Below are 13,899 nucleotides of genomic sequence, written 5' to 3' on the forward strand. Positions count from 1 at the left end.
GAGATACCACCGCAATGTCAACTATTGGTCGCATTCACTCCTTTGAATCCTGTGGCACCGTCGATGGCCCAGGGATCCGCTTCATCACCTTCTTCCAGGGCTGCCTGATGCGCTGCCTGTACTGCCATAACCGCGATACCTGGGATACCCACGGCGGCACCGAAGTCACCGTCGAAAGCCTGATGAAAGAGGTTGTCACCTACCGTCACTTTATGAACGCATCCGGCGGCGGCGTGACCGCGTCCGGCGGTGAGGCTATCCTGCAGGCTGAATTCGTACGCGACTGGTTCCGCGCCTGCCACAAGGAGGGCATCCATACCTGCCTCGATACCAACGGCTTCGTTCGTCGCTACGATCCGGTGATTGACGAGCTGCTTGAAGTGACCGATCTGGTGATGCTTGACCTTAAGCAGATGAATGATGAAATCCACCAAAATCTGGTCGGCGTCTCTAACCACCGCACGCTGGAGTTTTGCCGCTATCTGGCGAACAAAAATATTAACGTCTGGATCCGCTACGTGGTGGTACCCGGCTGGTCAGATGATGATGATTCCGCGCACCGCCTCGGCGAGTTTACTCGCGATATGGGCAACGTCGAAAAGATCGAGCTGCTGCCGTATCACGAGCTGGGCAAGCATAAATGGGTGGCGATGGGTGAAGAGTACAAGCTTGACGGCGTGCATCCGCCGAAGAAAGAGACCATGGAGCGCGTAAAAGGCATTCTCGAGCAGTATGGTCATAAGGTGATGTACTAGCTGAAGCTTGCCTCTTAGCAAGAGCCCCGGATAACGACGCTGGAGGTCCTATCCGGGCCAGGCTTTTCTTCAGCGGCATCAGGACATAAAGTATTGCGACAGCTTGCTGGTCACGCTCTCAATTGAGAAAATACGTTTTTGATGCGCTTTACGGTACTCAGCGTAGCGCTCGTCCTGCTCCTCCAGCGCGCTAAGGATCCGATCGGCCACCATCATTGCCCCCGCAATCTCGGCAAACCCAGATTCCCCCTCCCCCTGTAAAGCCACGGCTGCCTGTAGATTCCAGTCAGAGAGGCGCGCCAGGGGCGCAAACGTACCGCGAGTCAGCGACAGTATTTTAATCCCCTGCTGCTTCGCCAGCGATAGCGCCTGCATCATATCCGCCGATGCCTGCTCGGTATGAATTACGATAATCCCGGTTTTTTGACTATCAGACGACATCGGCAGCGCCGCCGGGTAAGAGCGGTCGACAAAACTAGCGGCTTTCCCCATGTTGATTAAGTTCATCTGCAGAAATAGCGCCACCGGCACCGCCGTACCTACCGCATAAATTGCAATATTATTCAGTGAATTAAGCCAAATTGCCGCAGCCTGAAGTTCCTGAGCGTCAATGATGGCGTTGCTATCACGAATGCTTGCCAGCACGGGAGCTATCTCTTCATTACCGCCGTCCTCCGATCGCGTCGCCCCTTGCTCAATCGCCAACGCCGTTCTGAAATCAGAAAAGCCTTTAAAGCCAAACGCCCGGCAAAAACGCGTAATGCTGCCCTCGCTGGTATCGACGGAGTCGGCCAGTTCCGAAATGGTATGCCGCATCACAAAATCAGGATTTTCGGTGATAAAGCGGCCGACCTTTTCCAGTATCGGGCTAAGGCCTGCAGACTCATTTCTTATGTTTATCAATAAATTACTGTCTATATGGCTCATTTTTCGCCTTTATTGCTCAAAATGCAAACACAGTCACATCTTTCATCTCACATCGAGGATAATAATTATTATCTCACAAGACAAAATAAAAATAATTATTTTTACAAACAGGAGAACATCTAATGAAAGGTCTCATCGTCTGTCGTACCGGTATGGGCAGCTCTCTGATGCTCAAAATAAAAGCACAAAAAATCATCGATAAGCACCGCTGGGATGTCGAACTGGAACATGACGTACTTTCCGGCCTGAGGACCTGGCGAGATATCGATTTCGTTATCACTATGCGCGATCTCACCGATGAAGTCGAAGCCGCTGGGTTCAGGGCCATCGGGATAACCGATCTGATGAACAGCGAAGAGATGGAATCTGCGCTCATCAGCGTCATCCAGGGCAACTAAATTCTCCCGGAGGCAATATGGATTTCCTCAGATTTATTGTATTCGACATTCTGGGCGTTACCCCACTTTTAGTTGGTTTTATCGCATTAATTGGCTTGTTAATTCAACGCAAACCGATTGAAAAGGTGCTCTCCGGCACCTTCAAAACTATCGTCGGGTTTCTGGTTTTTGCCGGCGGCGCCGGGCTGGCGGTAACCTCGCTTGGCAACTTTCAGACGCTGTTCAGCGACGGGTTTGGTCTGAAAGGCGTGATGCCGCTGGCGGAAGCGCTCACCGGGCTGGCGCAGACTAAATTCGCGATGTGCGTGTCGCTGATTATGGTCATCGGCTTTGGCTGGAATCTGTTCTTTGCGCGCGTCACCCCGTTTAAGTACATCTTTCTCACCGGGCAGCATAATCTCTATCTCTCGGCCCTGCTCACCGTCACGCTGAAAGCGCTTGGCTATAGCGATATGACCACGATTATTGTCGGCTCAGTTCTGCTTGGCCTCGCCGCGTGCCTTTATCCGGCCATCGCCCAACCCTGGATGAGGAAAATCACCGGCAATGATGAAATCGCCATGGGGCACTACGTTACGCTGGCCTACGCGGCATCCGGATGGATCGGATCAAAAGTCGGCGATCCGAAACAGTCGACGGAGAAGCTGAATCTGCCCGGCTGGCTGGGGATCTTTAAAGATTATATTGTCTCCGTGTCGATCTCGGTCAGTATCTTCTACTACATCGCCGCTCTCGCGGCCGGAAAAGAGGCCGTAACGGCGGCGGCCGGCGGGATGCACTGGCTGGTTTACCCGCTGTTCCAGTCGCTGACGTTCACCGCTTCGCTGTACATCATTATTACCGGCGTACGCCTGCTGCTCTCCGAAATCGTCCCCGCGTTCCTCGGTATTTCGGAGAAATTCATTCCTAACGCCAAACCCGCACTCGACTGTCCCGTGGTCTTCCCCTACGCGCCAACCGCTACGGTGCTGGGATTTATCTCTTCATTTATCGGCGGGCTGGTGGTGATGGGGTTCCTCGCGATCCTCGGTCAAACCGTCATTATCCCGGTTGCCATCCCCTATTTCTTTATCGGCGCCACCGCCGCGGTGTTTGGTAACGCGTCCGGCGGCTGGAAAGGCGCGATTGCCGGGAGCTTTATCACCGGGATCCTCATCGGCATCGGGCCGGCCCTGATCTACCCGATTATGGAGTCCGTTGGTCTGTCGGGAACAAGCTTCCCGGAAACGGATTTCGTCGCGCTTGGCCTGGTCGTGTACTACATCGGCAAAATGCTGCCATAGGAGGAAAAAACGTGAATATTGCAGAACTAAAGTCCCACGCGCTCGCTGCACGACGCGATATCGTTAGCATGATCTATGAATCAGGGATTGGCCATCCGGGCGGCGCCCTGTCAATCATCGATATTCTGACCTGGCTCTACTACGAGGAAGTGGACCTCAGTCGCTCCCCCCGTTCGCGCATCGTCATGAGTAAAGGCCATGCCGTCGCCGCCCAGTACGCCATGCTTTATCAGATGGGCAAGATTGAACGTCGGGAGTTCAGCACCTTCCGCCAGATCGATTCCCGCCTGCAGGGCCACCCCAGCATCAAGGCGCTACCCGACGTCGATGCCACCACCGGCCTGCTCGGCCAGGGTCTGTCGGTTGCCCTGGGGATGGCGGCAGCGAAAAAGCGCCGTAACGATCCCCATCGGGTATTTGCGATCCTCGGCGACGGCGAGATGCACGAAGGGCAAATCTGGGAAACCCTGCAGCAGGCCGCTCATATGAAAATGGACAACCTGGTCGCCATCGTCGATTACAACCGCTTCTCGTCACACGATCCGGTCAATGAGGTGGTCAACCTCGAGCCGCTGGCTGACAAAATCCGCTGTTTTGGCTGGCATGTGCTGGAGCTTCTTAACGGCAATGACATGCACCAGGTTGCCGATACCCTGATGCTATCCCGCCATCTAAAAGGCAAGCCGGTGGCCATTATTGCGCATACCACCAAAGGCTCCGGCGTTAGCTATATGGAAAATAACGGTGACTGGCACTCAAAAACCCCCACCCGGGAACAGTATCAGCAGGCAATGGAGGAGTTACAGTGATGAAAGCCCCACGCGATGAAATCGGTAACGCGCTGATCGCCCTGAAACAAAAGGGCTATCCCGTGGTTGCCATCGACAGCGACTTAGCCAGCTCAACCCGCACGGACCAGTTTCAGGCCCTCTATCCCGAGGCGTTTTTCGAAATGGGTATTGCGGAGGGCTCGGCAATGAGCTTCGCTACCGGCCAGGCGCTTGAGGGGTTCATGCCCTTCTACGTCAATTTTGCGATGTTTGTAACGGGCACCGCCTGGACCCAGCTGCGGCAGGCCTGCTATGCCAAAGCCAACGTCAAGCTGGTGGGTAGCCATCCCGGTATGGATGACGGACCGGACGGCGCCTCGCACCATGCGCTGGAAGATCTCGCTCTGACCCGCGTGCTGCCGGGATTGACGGTCCTGACGCCTGCGGATGCCGAAGAAATTGCGGAAGCCTTCGAACAGGCGGCCAATATTACGGGTCCGGTCTATATCCGCGTCGCCCGCGAGCCAATGCCGGTTCGCGATAAGAGCACGATTCCGCGGGTTACGGATATCGCGGCCATCGCCAGCAGCGGGAACGATTTTGCCATTCTCTTCGAGGGTACGGTGCTGGAGCAGGCCACCGATGGCTACGAGAAGCTGCTCGCCAGCGGTAAAAGAGGCAGGCTGATTCACGTGGCGCAGCTCAAACCCTTCAACCACAAGGCGTTCGCTGCGCTGGTTGCCGACTGTCCGCTCATCGCCACCCTTGAGAATCATAGCGTAAACGGGGGACTCGGCGGCCAGATTGCCGAAGCGATGGCGCAGGCGGCCCACCCGGCGCGTCTGATACGCCTGGGAACTCAGGATACCTTCACCGAATCCGGCAATAGCCGTCAGCTAAAAGAGAAATATGGCATCTCCGGCGAGGCGCTGTATCACGCACTGAGCTAAGACGTAGCACGGGCCGGCCACGGCCGGCTCGTTATCTGAGGAATTGATATGGACGACACGCTTTTTGCCGCCTGCCAGTATGCGCAGCACGCTCTCGACTGGCGCAGCGCCGTTCGGCTCGCCTGTCAGCCTTTAGAGCGGCAGGGAAAGGTCACCGCGGAATACGCGCAGGCGATTATCAGCGCCACGGAACAGCACGGTCCCTGGTACATACTGAGCCCTGAATTTGCGCTACCGCACGCGCGACCGGAAGACGGGGTGTTAAGCCACAACAGCGCGCTTTCGCTGCTCTGTTGCGGGGAAGCCGTTGAGTTTCCCGGCTATTCCGCTATCCGGCTGATAGTCGTGCTGGCGGCAGCGGATAGCGAACAGCATATTCAAACGATCCAGCGACTAGTGTGCTGGTTAGATGAGGAGGACCGGCTGCAGCGGCTGGCTGCGATTGAGGAGCGCAGCCAGCTTGCGGCGCTTGTCGCTTCTCAGCCATAGCCAGCGGAGGTATCCCGCCGGCTATGGCTTGAGAAAATCAGGCGTGAGCCACCGGCGTCGGGTGGTGCCCCGCTTTGCGCAGCAGCGTCAGCAGGTAAATAAACGAGACGCTCGCGATCATAATAAACAGCAAGTTATCGGAGAAATTCTGCATCAGCATCGCGGTAAGCGTTGGCCCAAGCAGGCTGCCGATGGTGTAGCTCATCAATAGCGCCTGGTTCATCGCCACCAGCTGATGGCGCTCAACTTTTTCGCATGCCCAGGCCATCGCTACCGGATACAGCGTAAAGCCGGAGGCACCAAGGATAAACAGCGCGGGCGCCATCGCGGCCTGACTAAGCATGGCCAGACAGCCGAGAATAACGATAAACACCTGAACGCGCAGCACCAGCAGGCGGCCATAGCGATCCGCCAGGCGACCCACCGGCCACTGCCCGAGGATCCCGGCGCTCACCATCACCGCCATCCAGAAACCAATCCCGGCGTCGCTCACCCCCTGATGGTTCAGCCACAGCGGCATAAGCCCGTACAGCGAGCCGAGGACGATCCCGGAAATAATGCAGCCGTTAACGCCGTGGCGAGCCTGGCGAAGCCTGAGCATCGGCCAGATGCGGGCCGGCTCGTGCGGCTCGTCCGTCTGATTGACCACGCGCGTAAACAGCAGAGGAAGGATGGCGGCCAGCGCCAGACCGGTCACCCAGGGCAGGACGCTCATCAGATCCGTCGGCAGCTTGCTCACCATCAGCTGGCCCAGCACGGTACCGACGTAGTAAACCATCATATACGCCGCCAGCAGGCGACCGCGGCTGCGGGTGGTCCCGCTGCAAACCAGCGCGCTTTCCACCACCACCCAAATCATTGCGCAGCCTACGCCGGCGATAAAACGCCAGCTAAACCAGGTCCAGAAGCCAATGGTGACGCCAAGCCCAACGCAGCCGACGGCAAAAATCAGCGAGGCAAGATAGTAGCTACGGTTAAATCCCAGATGTTTAATGACCCATCCAGCCAGCAGGGTTCCGACCAGGTTACCGGTGAAATAGGATGAGCCAACCATCCCGACCTGCCAGGTAGGCATGTTTTCATGGGCGAGCCAAAGCGGGACGAGGGTATTTAAAACCGCTATCGCCAGCGTCAACAAAAGCAGGCCGCAGAGCAACATTTGCACCGGCCGGGTGTAGATGGACATGGATATAAACCGTGAGGAAGTTCAGATTTCGTGCGCATCATGCCACCGCTAAAAACATTGTCAATCCACCTGAAATCAGGCAGGACGCGGTTTCTCGGGCAACGATTGAAGTTTTTTATCCATCGGCGAGGCGGCAGAATTATTCTTTATATTATTCCATTGTTTTTATTAATTTATTGGAATTAACGGGCGGGAATATCAGTTGAAATATTTCATGAAGAGAGCGCATTTTTTATCGCGCCGGAACCGCGAAGTTCCGGCGCGAATAGCGGCTTAGCTGGCGATCGCCATGCCCACCGTCATATGCAGACCGTAGAAGACCCCGCGGCCCACCATCTCCCCCACCAGCACCAGCACGAATGCCAGGCCCAGCAGCGGCAGCGCCGGCTGATATCCTTTAAGCATCGGCGCAACCCAGCACGCCAGAGCCAGCGCCAGGGCCGCAACGCGCCACGCCATCAGCGAACCGTAGTCCGGCACCAGCGCAGACGCCTGCTGGATTGAGCTGTGGATAGTCGACAGCTCGCTGCCCTGCATCAGCGCCACGGCCACGCTCGCCACCAGGGCCACCAGCGTTACGACGGGCAGCAGGCGCATCGCCCAGCCGTTCACGCCGGCCGCGCGCAGCAGCAGATAGCCCAGCAGCGGTCCGCCGATAAACAGCGTCAGGAAGAAGCTCAGCGGCGTCCAGACGCTATACCAGGTCGGGACCGTATCAATGGTGTTGTACACCCGAACCATCATCCAGACAAAGATGACGCCCAATACCATCGTGACGATCAGCCACGGGCTGCGCAGCCCGGCCGGCAGCTTCTTAACCGCCGCCAGCAGCCAGCCAATGCCGCCAACGGCGAAGAAGAGCGCTCCGCTGGCGATTTCATTACTCAGCGACGATGCTCCGACGCGGTTGAGCGAATTGAAGGCCCGCATCGGCGACCCCAGATGCAGCGTCGAGGCGATAAACCCAATCCCCATCAGCACCCACAGGCCAAACATGCTCAGCACCACGCGCTGCTGCTGCTCATGCGACAGGCTGCCTTTCATAAGCGCCAGCGCCAGGACGATGAAGCCCCCCACTACGCACTGACCAAAGACCGTGAAGATCATCAGCGGCCATTCATGCCATCCACTTCCCATCTCACACCTCCTTCGGGTTGGCCAGATAGCCGGTTGTATCGCCACACGGGCGACTGTTGGCGTTCGGTTTAATGACAATACTGGGTTGCGTAAAATGCGCCGACGGCAGCGGCGCAACGGCGGCCAGCTTGCCATGTTTCTGCCGCAGCTCTTCGATTGGGCCAAAGTCCAGCGCCCGCAGCGGGCAGGACTCAACGCAGATCGGTTTTTTACCAACGGCGACGCGTTCGTGGCAGCCGTCGCACTTGGTCATATGCCCTTTCGCCGCGTTGTACTGCGGCGCGCCGTACGGGCAGGCCATATGGCAATAGCGGCAGCCGATGCAGACGTCTTCATCCACCACCACAAAGCCATCGTCGCGCTTGTGCATGGCGCCGCTCGGACAGACCTTGGTACATGCTGGATCCTCACAGTGGTTACAGGCGATAGAGAGGTAGTAGGCAAACACGTTCTGCTGCCAGACGCCGTTATCCTCCTGCCAGTCGCCGCCCGCGTACTCATAAATGCGGCGGAAGCTGACGTCCGGCGTCAGGTTCTTATAGTCTTTACAAGCCAGTTCGCAGGTTTTACAACCGGTGCAACGGGCGGAATCGATAAAAAATCCATATTGAGTTGTCATCGGTTATTCCTTACAGCTTTTCAACCTGGACGAGGTTGGTATGCGACGGATTTCCTTTCGCCAGCGGCGATGGGCGTTGGGTGGTGAGCACGTTAATACTCCCCGCCTGATCCACGCGGCCTGCGTCCGGGTTATACCAGGCGCCCTCACCCAGCGCGACGACGCCAGGCATCATACGCGGCGTCACTTTGGCTTCGATATGCACTTCACCGCGGGCGTTGAAAATACGAATTCGCTCGCCGTTGGCGATCCCTCGCGTCTTCGCATCAAGCGGGTTAATCCACATCTCCTGGCGACAGGCCGCCTGCAGCACGTCTACGTTGCCGTAGGTCGAGTGCACGCGAGATTTATAGTGGAAGCCGGTCAGCTGCAGCGGGAACTTCTCGGTCAGCGGATCGTTATAGTTCTCAAAGCCGGGGGTATAAATCGGCAGCGGATCGATAACGTCCCCTTCGGGTAACTCCCAGGTGGCGGCAATTTTTGCCAGCTCCTGCGAATAGATTTCGATTTTTCCCGACGGCGTGGTCAAGGGATTCGCCTGCGGATTTTCACGGAACGCCTTATAGGCAACGTGGTGGCCTTCCGGGTCACGCTGCTTATAGATCCCCTGCTTGCGGAAGGTCTCAAAGTCCGGGAGGTCGGGGATCGCTTTGCGGGAGAGCTCGTGCAGATAGCGCATCCAGCCTTCCTGGCTACGGCCTTCCGTAAACTGCTGCTCCACGCCCATGCGTTTCGCCAGCGCCGTCGTCATGTCATAAATCGTTTTGCATTCAAAGCGCGGCTTAATCGCCTCATCGGTGAAGATTACGTACGACATGTTGCCGCAGGAGGCATCCAGCGCGAAGTCCATCTGTTCGGAGGCGGTGCAGTCCGGCAGCAGGATATCGGCATATTTTGCCGACGAGGTCATATGGCAATCGATCACCACGATCATCTCGCACTTCCTGTCGTCCTGCAGAATTTCATGGGTGCGGTTGATATCAGAGTGCTGGTTAATCAGGCAGTTGCCCGCATAGTTCCAGATCATCTTGATCGGCACATCGAGCTTATCTTTGCCGCGAACCCCGTCGCGGAGCGCCGTCATCTCCGGGCCACGCTCGATGGCGTCGGTCCACATAAACATGGAGATGCTGGTCTCAACCGGGTTTTCCAGCGTCGGCATACGCTCAAACGGCAGATCGTATGAGCCCTCGCGCGCACCGCTGTTGCCGCCGTTAATGCCGACGTTGCCGGTGAGAATAGAGAGCATCGAGATCGCCCGGGTCGCAATTTCACCGTTAGCGTGGCGCTGCGGCCCCCAGCCCTGGCTGATATAAGCGGGCTTCGCGCTGGCAATCTCGCGCGCCAGCTTCACGATGCGATCGACCGGAATGCCGGTAATGGTTGACGCCCACGCAGGCGTTTTGGCGATACCGTCGCTGCCCTGGCCCAGGATCCAGGCCTTATAGTGACCGTTTGCCGGCGCATCGGCAGGGAGCGTTTTCTCATCATAACCAACGCAGTATTTATCGAGGAACGGGGTATCGACCAGGTTTTCGGTAATCATCACCCACGCCAGCGCGGAGACCAGCGCCGCGTCGGTACCAGGCCGAATCGGGATCCACTCGTCCTCACGACCGGCCCCGGTATCCGTATAGCGGGGATCGACAATGATCATCCGCGCATTGGATTTTTGTCGCGCCTGCTCCAGATAGTAGGTCACCCCGCCGCCGCTCATCCGCGTTTCGCCCGGGTTATTGCCAAACAGAACCACCAGCTGGCTGTTTTCAATATCCGACGGGCTATTGCCGTCGGCCCAGCCGCCGTAGGTGTAGTTCAGCCCGGCGGCGATCTGCGCGGAGGAGTAGTCGCCGTAGTGATTAAGATAGCCCCCGCAGCAGTTCATCAGGCGAGCAATGAGCGTTTTTCCCGGCGGCCAGGAGCGGGTCATGGTTCCGCCCAGGGTTCCGGTACCGTAGTTCAGGTAGATAGATTCGTTGCCATAGTCTTTGATCAGGCGCTGCATATTGCCGGCAATGGTATCGAACGCCTCTTCCCAGCTGATGCGTTCAAATTTCCCCTCACCGCGTTTACCCACGCGCTTCATCGGGTACTTCAGGCGATCGGGATTGTAGACGCGACGACGCATCGAGCGCCCGCGCAGGCAGGCGCGCACCTGGTGCAGGCCGTCGTAGCTATCGTCACCGGTATTATCTGTTTCAACGTATTTAATTTCGCCATCAACAACATGCATGCGCAGCGGGCAGCGGCTACCGCAGTTAACGGTACAGGCGCTCCAGGTCACCGCTTCACCTGCCGGTGACAGGGTATCTGCGGCATGGGCAATGCGCGTGAAGGGTAAAGTAAATGCGTTACTGGCCACTGCCAGACCGCCAATCGCCGTGGTTTTCATTAAACCACGCCGGCTTACTTCGGCAGCCAGTAAAGCATCGGGGGCTTTAATTTTCATGGGTACTCGCTTTGGTTGCTCACAATTTACTGATAACCGATATATAGATTTATATATAGCGCAACTAGCTTATATTAGTTTTTTATGCTGCTTTAACACCAAGGGAGTATGGGGGTATTGAACGGACGGGTTATTGCCCGGCATCAAGAAGGAGATGAAAAAAAAGCGCCCGTAGGCGCTTTTGAGAAGGGGGTAGAAAAATCAGCCGATGAACTCAAGGCCGCGCATATACGGGCGCAGAATTTCCGGGATTTCGATACGGCCGTCAGCCTGCTGATAGTTTTCCATCAGCGCAACCAGGGTACGACCCACTGCCAGGCCAGAGCCGTTCAGCGTATGGACCAGGCGCGTTTTCTTATCAGACTTGCTGCGGCAGCGTGCCTGCATGCGGCGCGCCTGGAAATCCCAGACGTTCGAGCAGGACGAAATTTCGCGGTAGGTATTCTGCGCCGGCACCCACACTTCCAGATCGTAGGTTTTGCACGCGCTGAAGCCCATATCGCCGGTGCAGAGCGCCACTTTACGGTATGGCAGACCCAGCAGCTGCAGAACTTTCTCCGCATGGCCGGTCATCTCTTCCAGCGCCGCCATGGAATCTTCCGGACGGACGATCTGCACCATCTCAACTTTGTCGAACTGGTGCATACGGATCAGACCGCGGGTATCACGACCGTAGGAGCCTGCTTCAGAGCGGAAGCACGGCGTATGCGCGGTCATTTTGATCGGCAGATCGTCTTCATCGATGATCTCATCGCGAACCAGGTTAGTCAGCGGAACTTCGGCGGTCGGGATCAGCGCGTAGTTGCTGCTATCCGCCTCTTCTTCCAGCGGACGAGTATGGAACAGGTCGCCGGCAAATTTCGGCAGCTGGCCGGTGCCGTACAGCGTTTCCTGGTTTACCAGATACGGGACATAGTTTTCACTATAGCCGTGCTGTTCGGTATGCAGGTCCAGCATAAACTGCGACAGCGCGCGGTGCAGACGAGCCAGCTGGCCCTTCATGACCACAAAGCGCGAGCCGGTCAGTTTAACCGCCGCAGCGAAGTCCAGCCCGCCGTGCATTTCGCCCAGAGTCACGTGATCGCGCACGTCAAAATCGAACTCGCGCGGGGTTCCCCAGCGGCTCACTTCGACGTTGTCGTTTTCACTTTTGCCCAGCGGAACGTCATCATGCGGGACGTTCGGAATGGTCAGCGCGATGTCGCGGATCTCGGCCAGCAGCGCGTCCAGATCGGTTTTCGCCGCATCCAGCTGTTCGCCAAGCTTGTTCACTTCCAGGCGTAACGGCTCGATATCTTCCCCACGCGCTTTCGCCTGGCCAATGGATTTCGATCGGGAGTTACGCTCCGCCTGCAGATTTTCAGTTTCAACCTGCAGAACTTTACGACGCTCTTCCAGAGCGCGCAGTTTATCTACATCCAGCTTAAAGCCCCGGCGTGCCAGTTTTTCAGCGACTGCGTCTGGCTCGGTACGCAGCAGATTGGGATCGAGCATGCTTATCCTGTGCTTATCGAATTAATAAAATGAAAAGTGGCCGCAGAATACGACCACCGGAATATCTTGATAACCTTACCGCAACGCCTCTGTTAGCGGTAGCGTTTTGTGGGGCTATTTTGATCCTGTTCGGCAAGCCAGGCGAGCTTTTCGCCAATTTTTCCCTCAAGCCCTCGGTTTGTTGGCCGATAATAGCGAGTTTGCGCCATTTCCTGCGGGAAGTACTCCTCCCCGGCGGCATAAGCGTTGGGCTCATCGTGGGCGTAGCGATACTGCTGGCCATAGCCCATCTCTTTCATCAGCTTCGTCGGCGCGTTGCGCAGATGGACCGGCACGTCGTAGTCCGGACGTTCGCGGGCATCGGCCATCGCGGCCTTAAAGGCGCTGTAAACCGCGTTGCTCTTCGGCGCACAGGCGAGGTACACAATAGCCTGCGCAATCGCCCGCTCGCCTTCCGCAGGGCCGACTCGGGTAAAGCAGTCCCAGGCAGAGATAGCAACCTGCATGGCCCGAGGGTCGGCGTTGCCGACGTCTTCCGAGGCAATCGCCAGGCAGCGGCGGGCAACGTACAGCGGATCGCCGCCGGCGCTAATGATCCGCGCATACCAGTACAGCGCGGCGTCCGGCGCGCTGCCGCGCACGGACTTGTGCAGCGCCGAAATTAAATCGTAAAAGCGATCGCCCTTGTTATCAAAACGCGCGCTACGCTCGCCGGCAATTTCGGTCAACAGTTTGGCCTGCAGCACCCGCTGACCGGCGGCGTCGGTTTCGGCCATATCGGCCATCATCTCCAGCGTGTTGAGCGCACGGCGCGCATCGCCGTTTACCAGCTCGGCGATCGCCCGACGCGTGTCGTCAGGCAGCACAATATTCTGCCCGCCGTAGCCGCGGCCCGCATCGCTCATCGCCTGCGTGAGCACCTGCTCGATATCTTCCGTGGTGAGTGATTTCAGCAGATAAACGCGCGCTCTCGATAACAGCGCGGAGTTGAGTTCAAAAGAGGGATTTTCCGTCGTCGCGCCGATAAAGGTGATGGTGCCATCTTCGATATGCGGCAGAAACGCGTCCTGCTGGCTTTTATTGAAGCGGTGGACTTCGTCGACAAACAGGATGGTGCGCCGACCGGCGTTACGGTTCTGCCGGGCGCGTTCGATGGCTTCACGGATCTCCTTCACGCCGGAGGTCACGGCCGAAATGCGCTCGACGTCGGCGCTGGCATAGCGAGCAATCACTTCCGCTAAGGTGGTTTTTCCGGTGCCCGGCGGGCCCCATAAAATCATCGAATGAAGATGCCCGGCCTCAATTGCCCGCGGCAAAGGTTTACCCGGTGCCAGCAGATGCTGCTGGCCGATGTACTGCGCTAAATTTTCTGGCCGCATACGGGCGGCCAGAGGTTGAAACGCATTGTCGGAAAAATCGAGCGACAGATTGCCCACATTCGC

13 protein-coding genes are annotated in these 13,899 nt (G+C 57.3%); 6 read left to right on the forward strand and 7 right to left on the reverse strand.

The features are described 5' to 3' along the window. Nucleotides 1-14 precede the first annotated feature (14 nt). Entirely contained in the window at nt 15-755 is a 741-nt protein-coding gene (pflA, locus tag MMW58_RS19440; RefSeq protein WP_133597070.1) for a pyruvate formate lyase 1-activating protein, read from the forward strand. A 78-nt stretch (nt 756-833) separates the two neighbouring features. Here the strand turns inward: pflA and MMW58_RS19445 are convergent, their stop codons facing one another. Further along, on the reverse strand, nt 834-1,682 hold the full coding sequence (locus MMW58_RS19445; protein WP_133597069.1) for a MurR/RpiR family transcriptional regulator: 849 nt from the start codon (nt 1,680-1,682) through the stop codon (nt 834-836). A 122-nt stretch (nt 1,683-1,804) separates the two neighbouring features. Between MMW58_RS19445 and MMW58_RS19450 the strand changes: the two genes are divergently transcribed. Genes MMW58_RS19450 through MMW58_RS19470 form a run of 5 tightly spaced genes read left to right on the forward strand, consistent with a single transcriptional unit; the run spans nt 1,805 to nt 5,572 of the window. Beyond that, nucleotides 1,805-2,080, forward strand: coding sequence for a PTS sugar transporter subunit IIB (locus MMW58_RS19450; protein ID WP_045854646.1), 276 nt, complete (start codon nt 1,805-1,807; stop codon nt 2,078-2,080). 17 nt (nt 2,081-2,097) lie between these two features. Continuing rightward, nucleotides 2,098-3,363 carry a PTS ascorbate transporter subunit IIC gene (locus MMW58_RS19455; RefSeq protein ID WP_045854645.1) on the forward strand — a complete coding sequence of 422 codons (1,266 nt, stop codon included), beginning with the start codon at nt 2,098-2,100 and terminating at the stop codon, nt 3,361-3,363. A gap of 11 nt (nt 3,364-3,374) precedes the next feature. Further along, the gene (locus tag MMW58_RS19460) at nt 3,375-4,172 is read left to right on the forward strand and encodes a transketolase (protein ID WP_076945056.1); all 798 of its coding nucleotides are present in this window, start codon (nt 3,375-3,377) and stop codon (nt 4,170-4,172) included. Continuing rightward, the gene (locus tag MMW58_RS19465) at nt 4,172-5,083 is read left to right on the forward strand and encodes a transketolase family protein (protein ID WP_123707182.1); all 912 of its coding nucleotides are present in this window, start codon (nt 4,172-4,174) and stop codon (nt 5,081-5,083) included. Before MMW58_RS19460 ends, MMW58_RS19465 begins: the two co-directional genes overlap by 1 nt. Nucleotides 5,084-5,131: 48 nt before the next feature. Then, complete coding sequence (locus MMW58_RS19470) at nt 5,132-5,572, forward strand: PTS sugar transporter subunit IIA (RefSeq protein WP_241721901.1); 441 nt, start codon at nt 5,132-5,134, stop codon at nt 5,570-5,572. 37 nt (nt 5,573-5,609) lie between these two features. Here the strand turns inward: MMW58_RS19470 and MMW58_RS19475 are convergent, their stop codons facing one another. The 6 genes from MMW58_RS19475 to MMW58_RS19500 all read right to left on the reverse strand — a co-directional run bounded on the left by MMW58_RS19475 (nt 5,610) and on the right by MMW58_RS19500 (nt 13,893). After that, nucleotides 5,610-6,758, reverse strand: coding sequence for an MFS transporter (locus MMW58_RS19475; RefSeq protein WP_045854642.1), 1,149 nt, complete (start codon nt 6,756-6,758; stop codon nt 5,610-5,612). Nucleotides 6,759-7,031: 273 nt separating this feature from the next. Beyond that, nucleotides 7,032-7,895 carry a dimethyl sulfoxide reductase anchor subunit family protein gene (locus MMW58_RS19480; protein WP_241721902.1) on the reverse strand — a complete coding sequence of 288 codons (864 nt, stop codon included), beginning with the start codon at nt 7,893-7,895 and terminating at the stop codon, nt 7,032-7,034. Between the two features lies 1 nt (nt 7,896). After that, nucleotides 7,897-8,514 carry a DMSO/selenate family reductase complex B subunit gene (locus MMW58_RS19485; RefSeq protein ID WP_041144785.1) on the reverse strand — a complete coding sequence of 206 codons (618 nt, stop codon included), beginning with the start codon at nt 8,512-8,514 and terminating at the stop codon, nt 7,897-7,899. A 10-nt stretch (nt 8,515-8,524) separates the two neighbouring features. Then, nucleotides 8,525-10,963, reverse strand: coding sequence for a dimethylsulfoxide reductase subunit A (dmsA, locus tag MMW58_RS19490; protein ID WP_241721903.1), 2,439 nt, complete (start codon nt 10,961-10,963; stop codon nt 8,525-8,527). 201 nt (nt 10,964-11,164) lie between these two features. After that, nucleotides 11,165-12,457: a serine--tRNA ligase gene (serS, locus tag MMW58_RS19495; protein ID WP_041144783.1), complete on the reverse strand. Its 1,293-nt coding sequence runs from the start codon at nt 12,455-12,457 to the stop codon at nt 11,165-11,167. 92 nt (nt 12,458-12,549) lie between these two features. Further along, complete coding sequence (locus MMW58_RS19500) at nt 12,550-13,893, reverse strand: replication-associated recombination protein A (protein WP_041144782.1); 1,344 nt, start codon at nt 13,891-13,893, stop codon at nt 12,550-12,552. Nucleotides 13,894-13,899: the final 6 nt, after the last annotated feature.

The sequence above is a fragment of the Klebsiella sp. HC6 genome, assembly GCF_022605325.1.
GTDB lineage: Bacteria > Pseudomonadota > Gammaproteobacteria > Enterobacterales > Enterobacteriaceae > Klebsiella > Klebsiella terrigena.

Excerpts from the sequence above, each read along its gene's own strand:
- MMW58_RS19465 (WP_123707182.1), top strand. The coding sequence starts at position 4,172 with ATGAAAGCCCCACGCGATGAAATCGGTAACGCGCTGATCGCCCTGAAA.
- MMW58_RS19485 (WP_041144785.1), bottom strand. The coding sequence starts at position 8,514 with ATGACAACTCAATATGGATTTTTTATCGATTCCGCCCGTTGCACCGGT.
- MMW58_RS19470 (WP_241721901.1), top strand. The coding sequence starts at position 5,132 with ATGGACGACACGCTTTTTGCCGCCTGCCAGTATGCGCAGCACGCTCTC.
- pflA (WP_133597070.1), top strand. The coding sequence starts at position 15 with ATGTCAACTATTGGTCGCATTCACTCCTTTGAATCCTGTGGCACCGTC.
- serS (WP_041144783.1), bottom strand. The coding sequence starts at position 12,457 with ATGCTCGATCCCAATCTGCTGCGTACCGAGCCAGACGCAGTCGCTGAA.
- dmsA (WP_241721903.1), bottom strand. The coding sequence starts at position 10,963 with ATGAAAATTAAAGCCCCCGATGCTTTACTGGCTGCCGAAGTAAGCCGG.
- MMW58_RS19450 (WP_045854646.1), top strand. The coding sequence starts at position 1,805 with ATGAAAGGTCTCATCGTCTGTCGTACCGGTATGGGCAGCTCTCTGATG.
- MMW58_RS19455 (WP_045854645.1), top strand. The coding sequence starts at position 2,098 with ATGGATTTCCTCAGATTTATTGTATTCGACATTCTGGGCGTTACCCCA.
- MMW58_RS19480 (WP_241721902.1), bottom strand. The coding sequence starts at position 7,895 with ATGGGAAGTGGATGGCATGAATGGCCGCTGATGATCTTCACGGTCTTT.
- MMW58_RS19475 (WP_045854642.1), bottom strand. The coding sequence starts at position 6,758 with ATGTCCATCTACACCCGGCCGGTGCAAATGTTGCTCTGCGGCCTGCTT.
- MMW58_RS19445 (WP_133597069.1), bottom strand. The coding sequence starts at position 1,682 with ATGAGCCATATAGACAGTAATTTATTGATAAACATAAGAAATGAGTCT.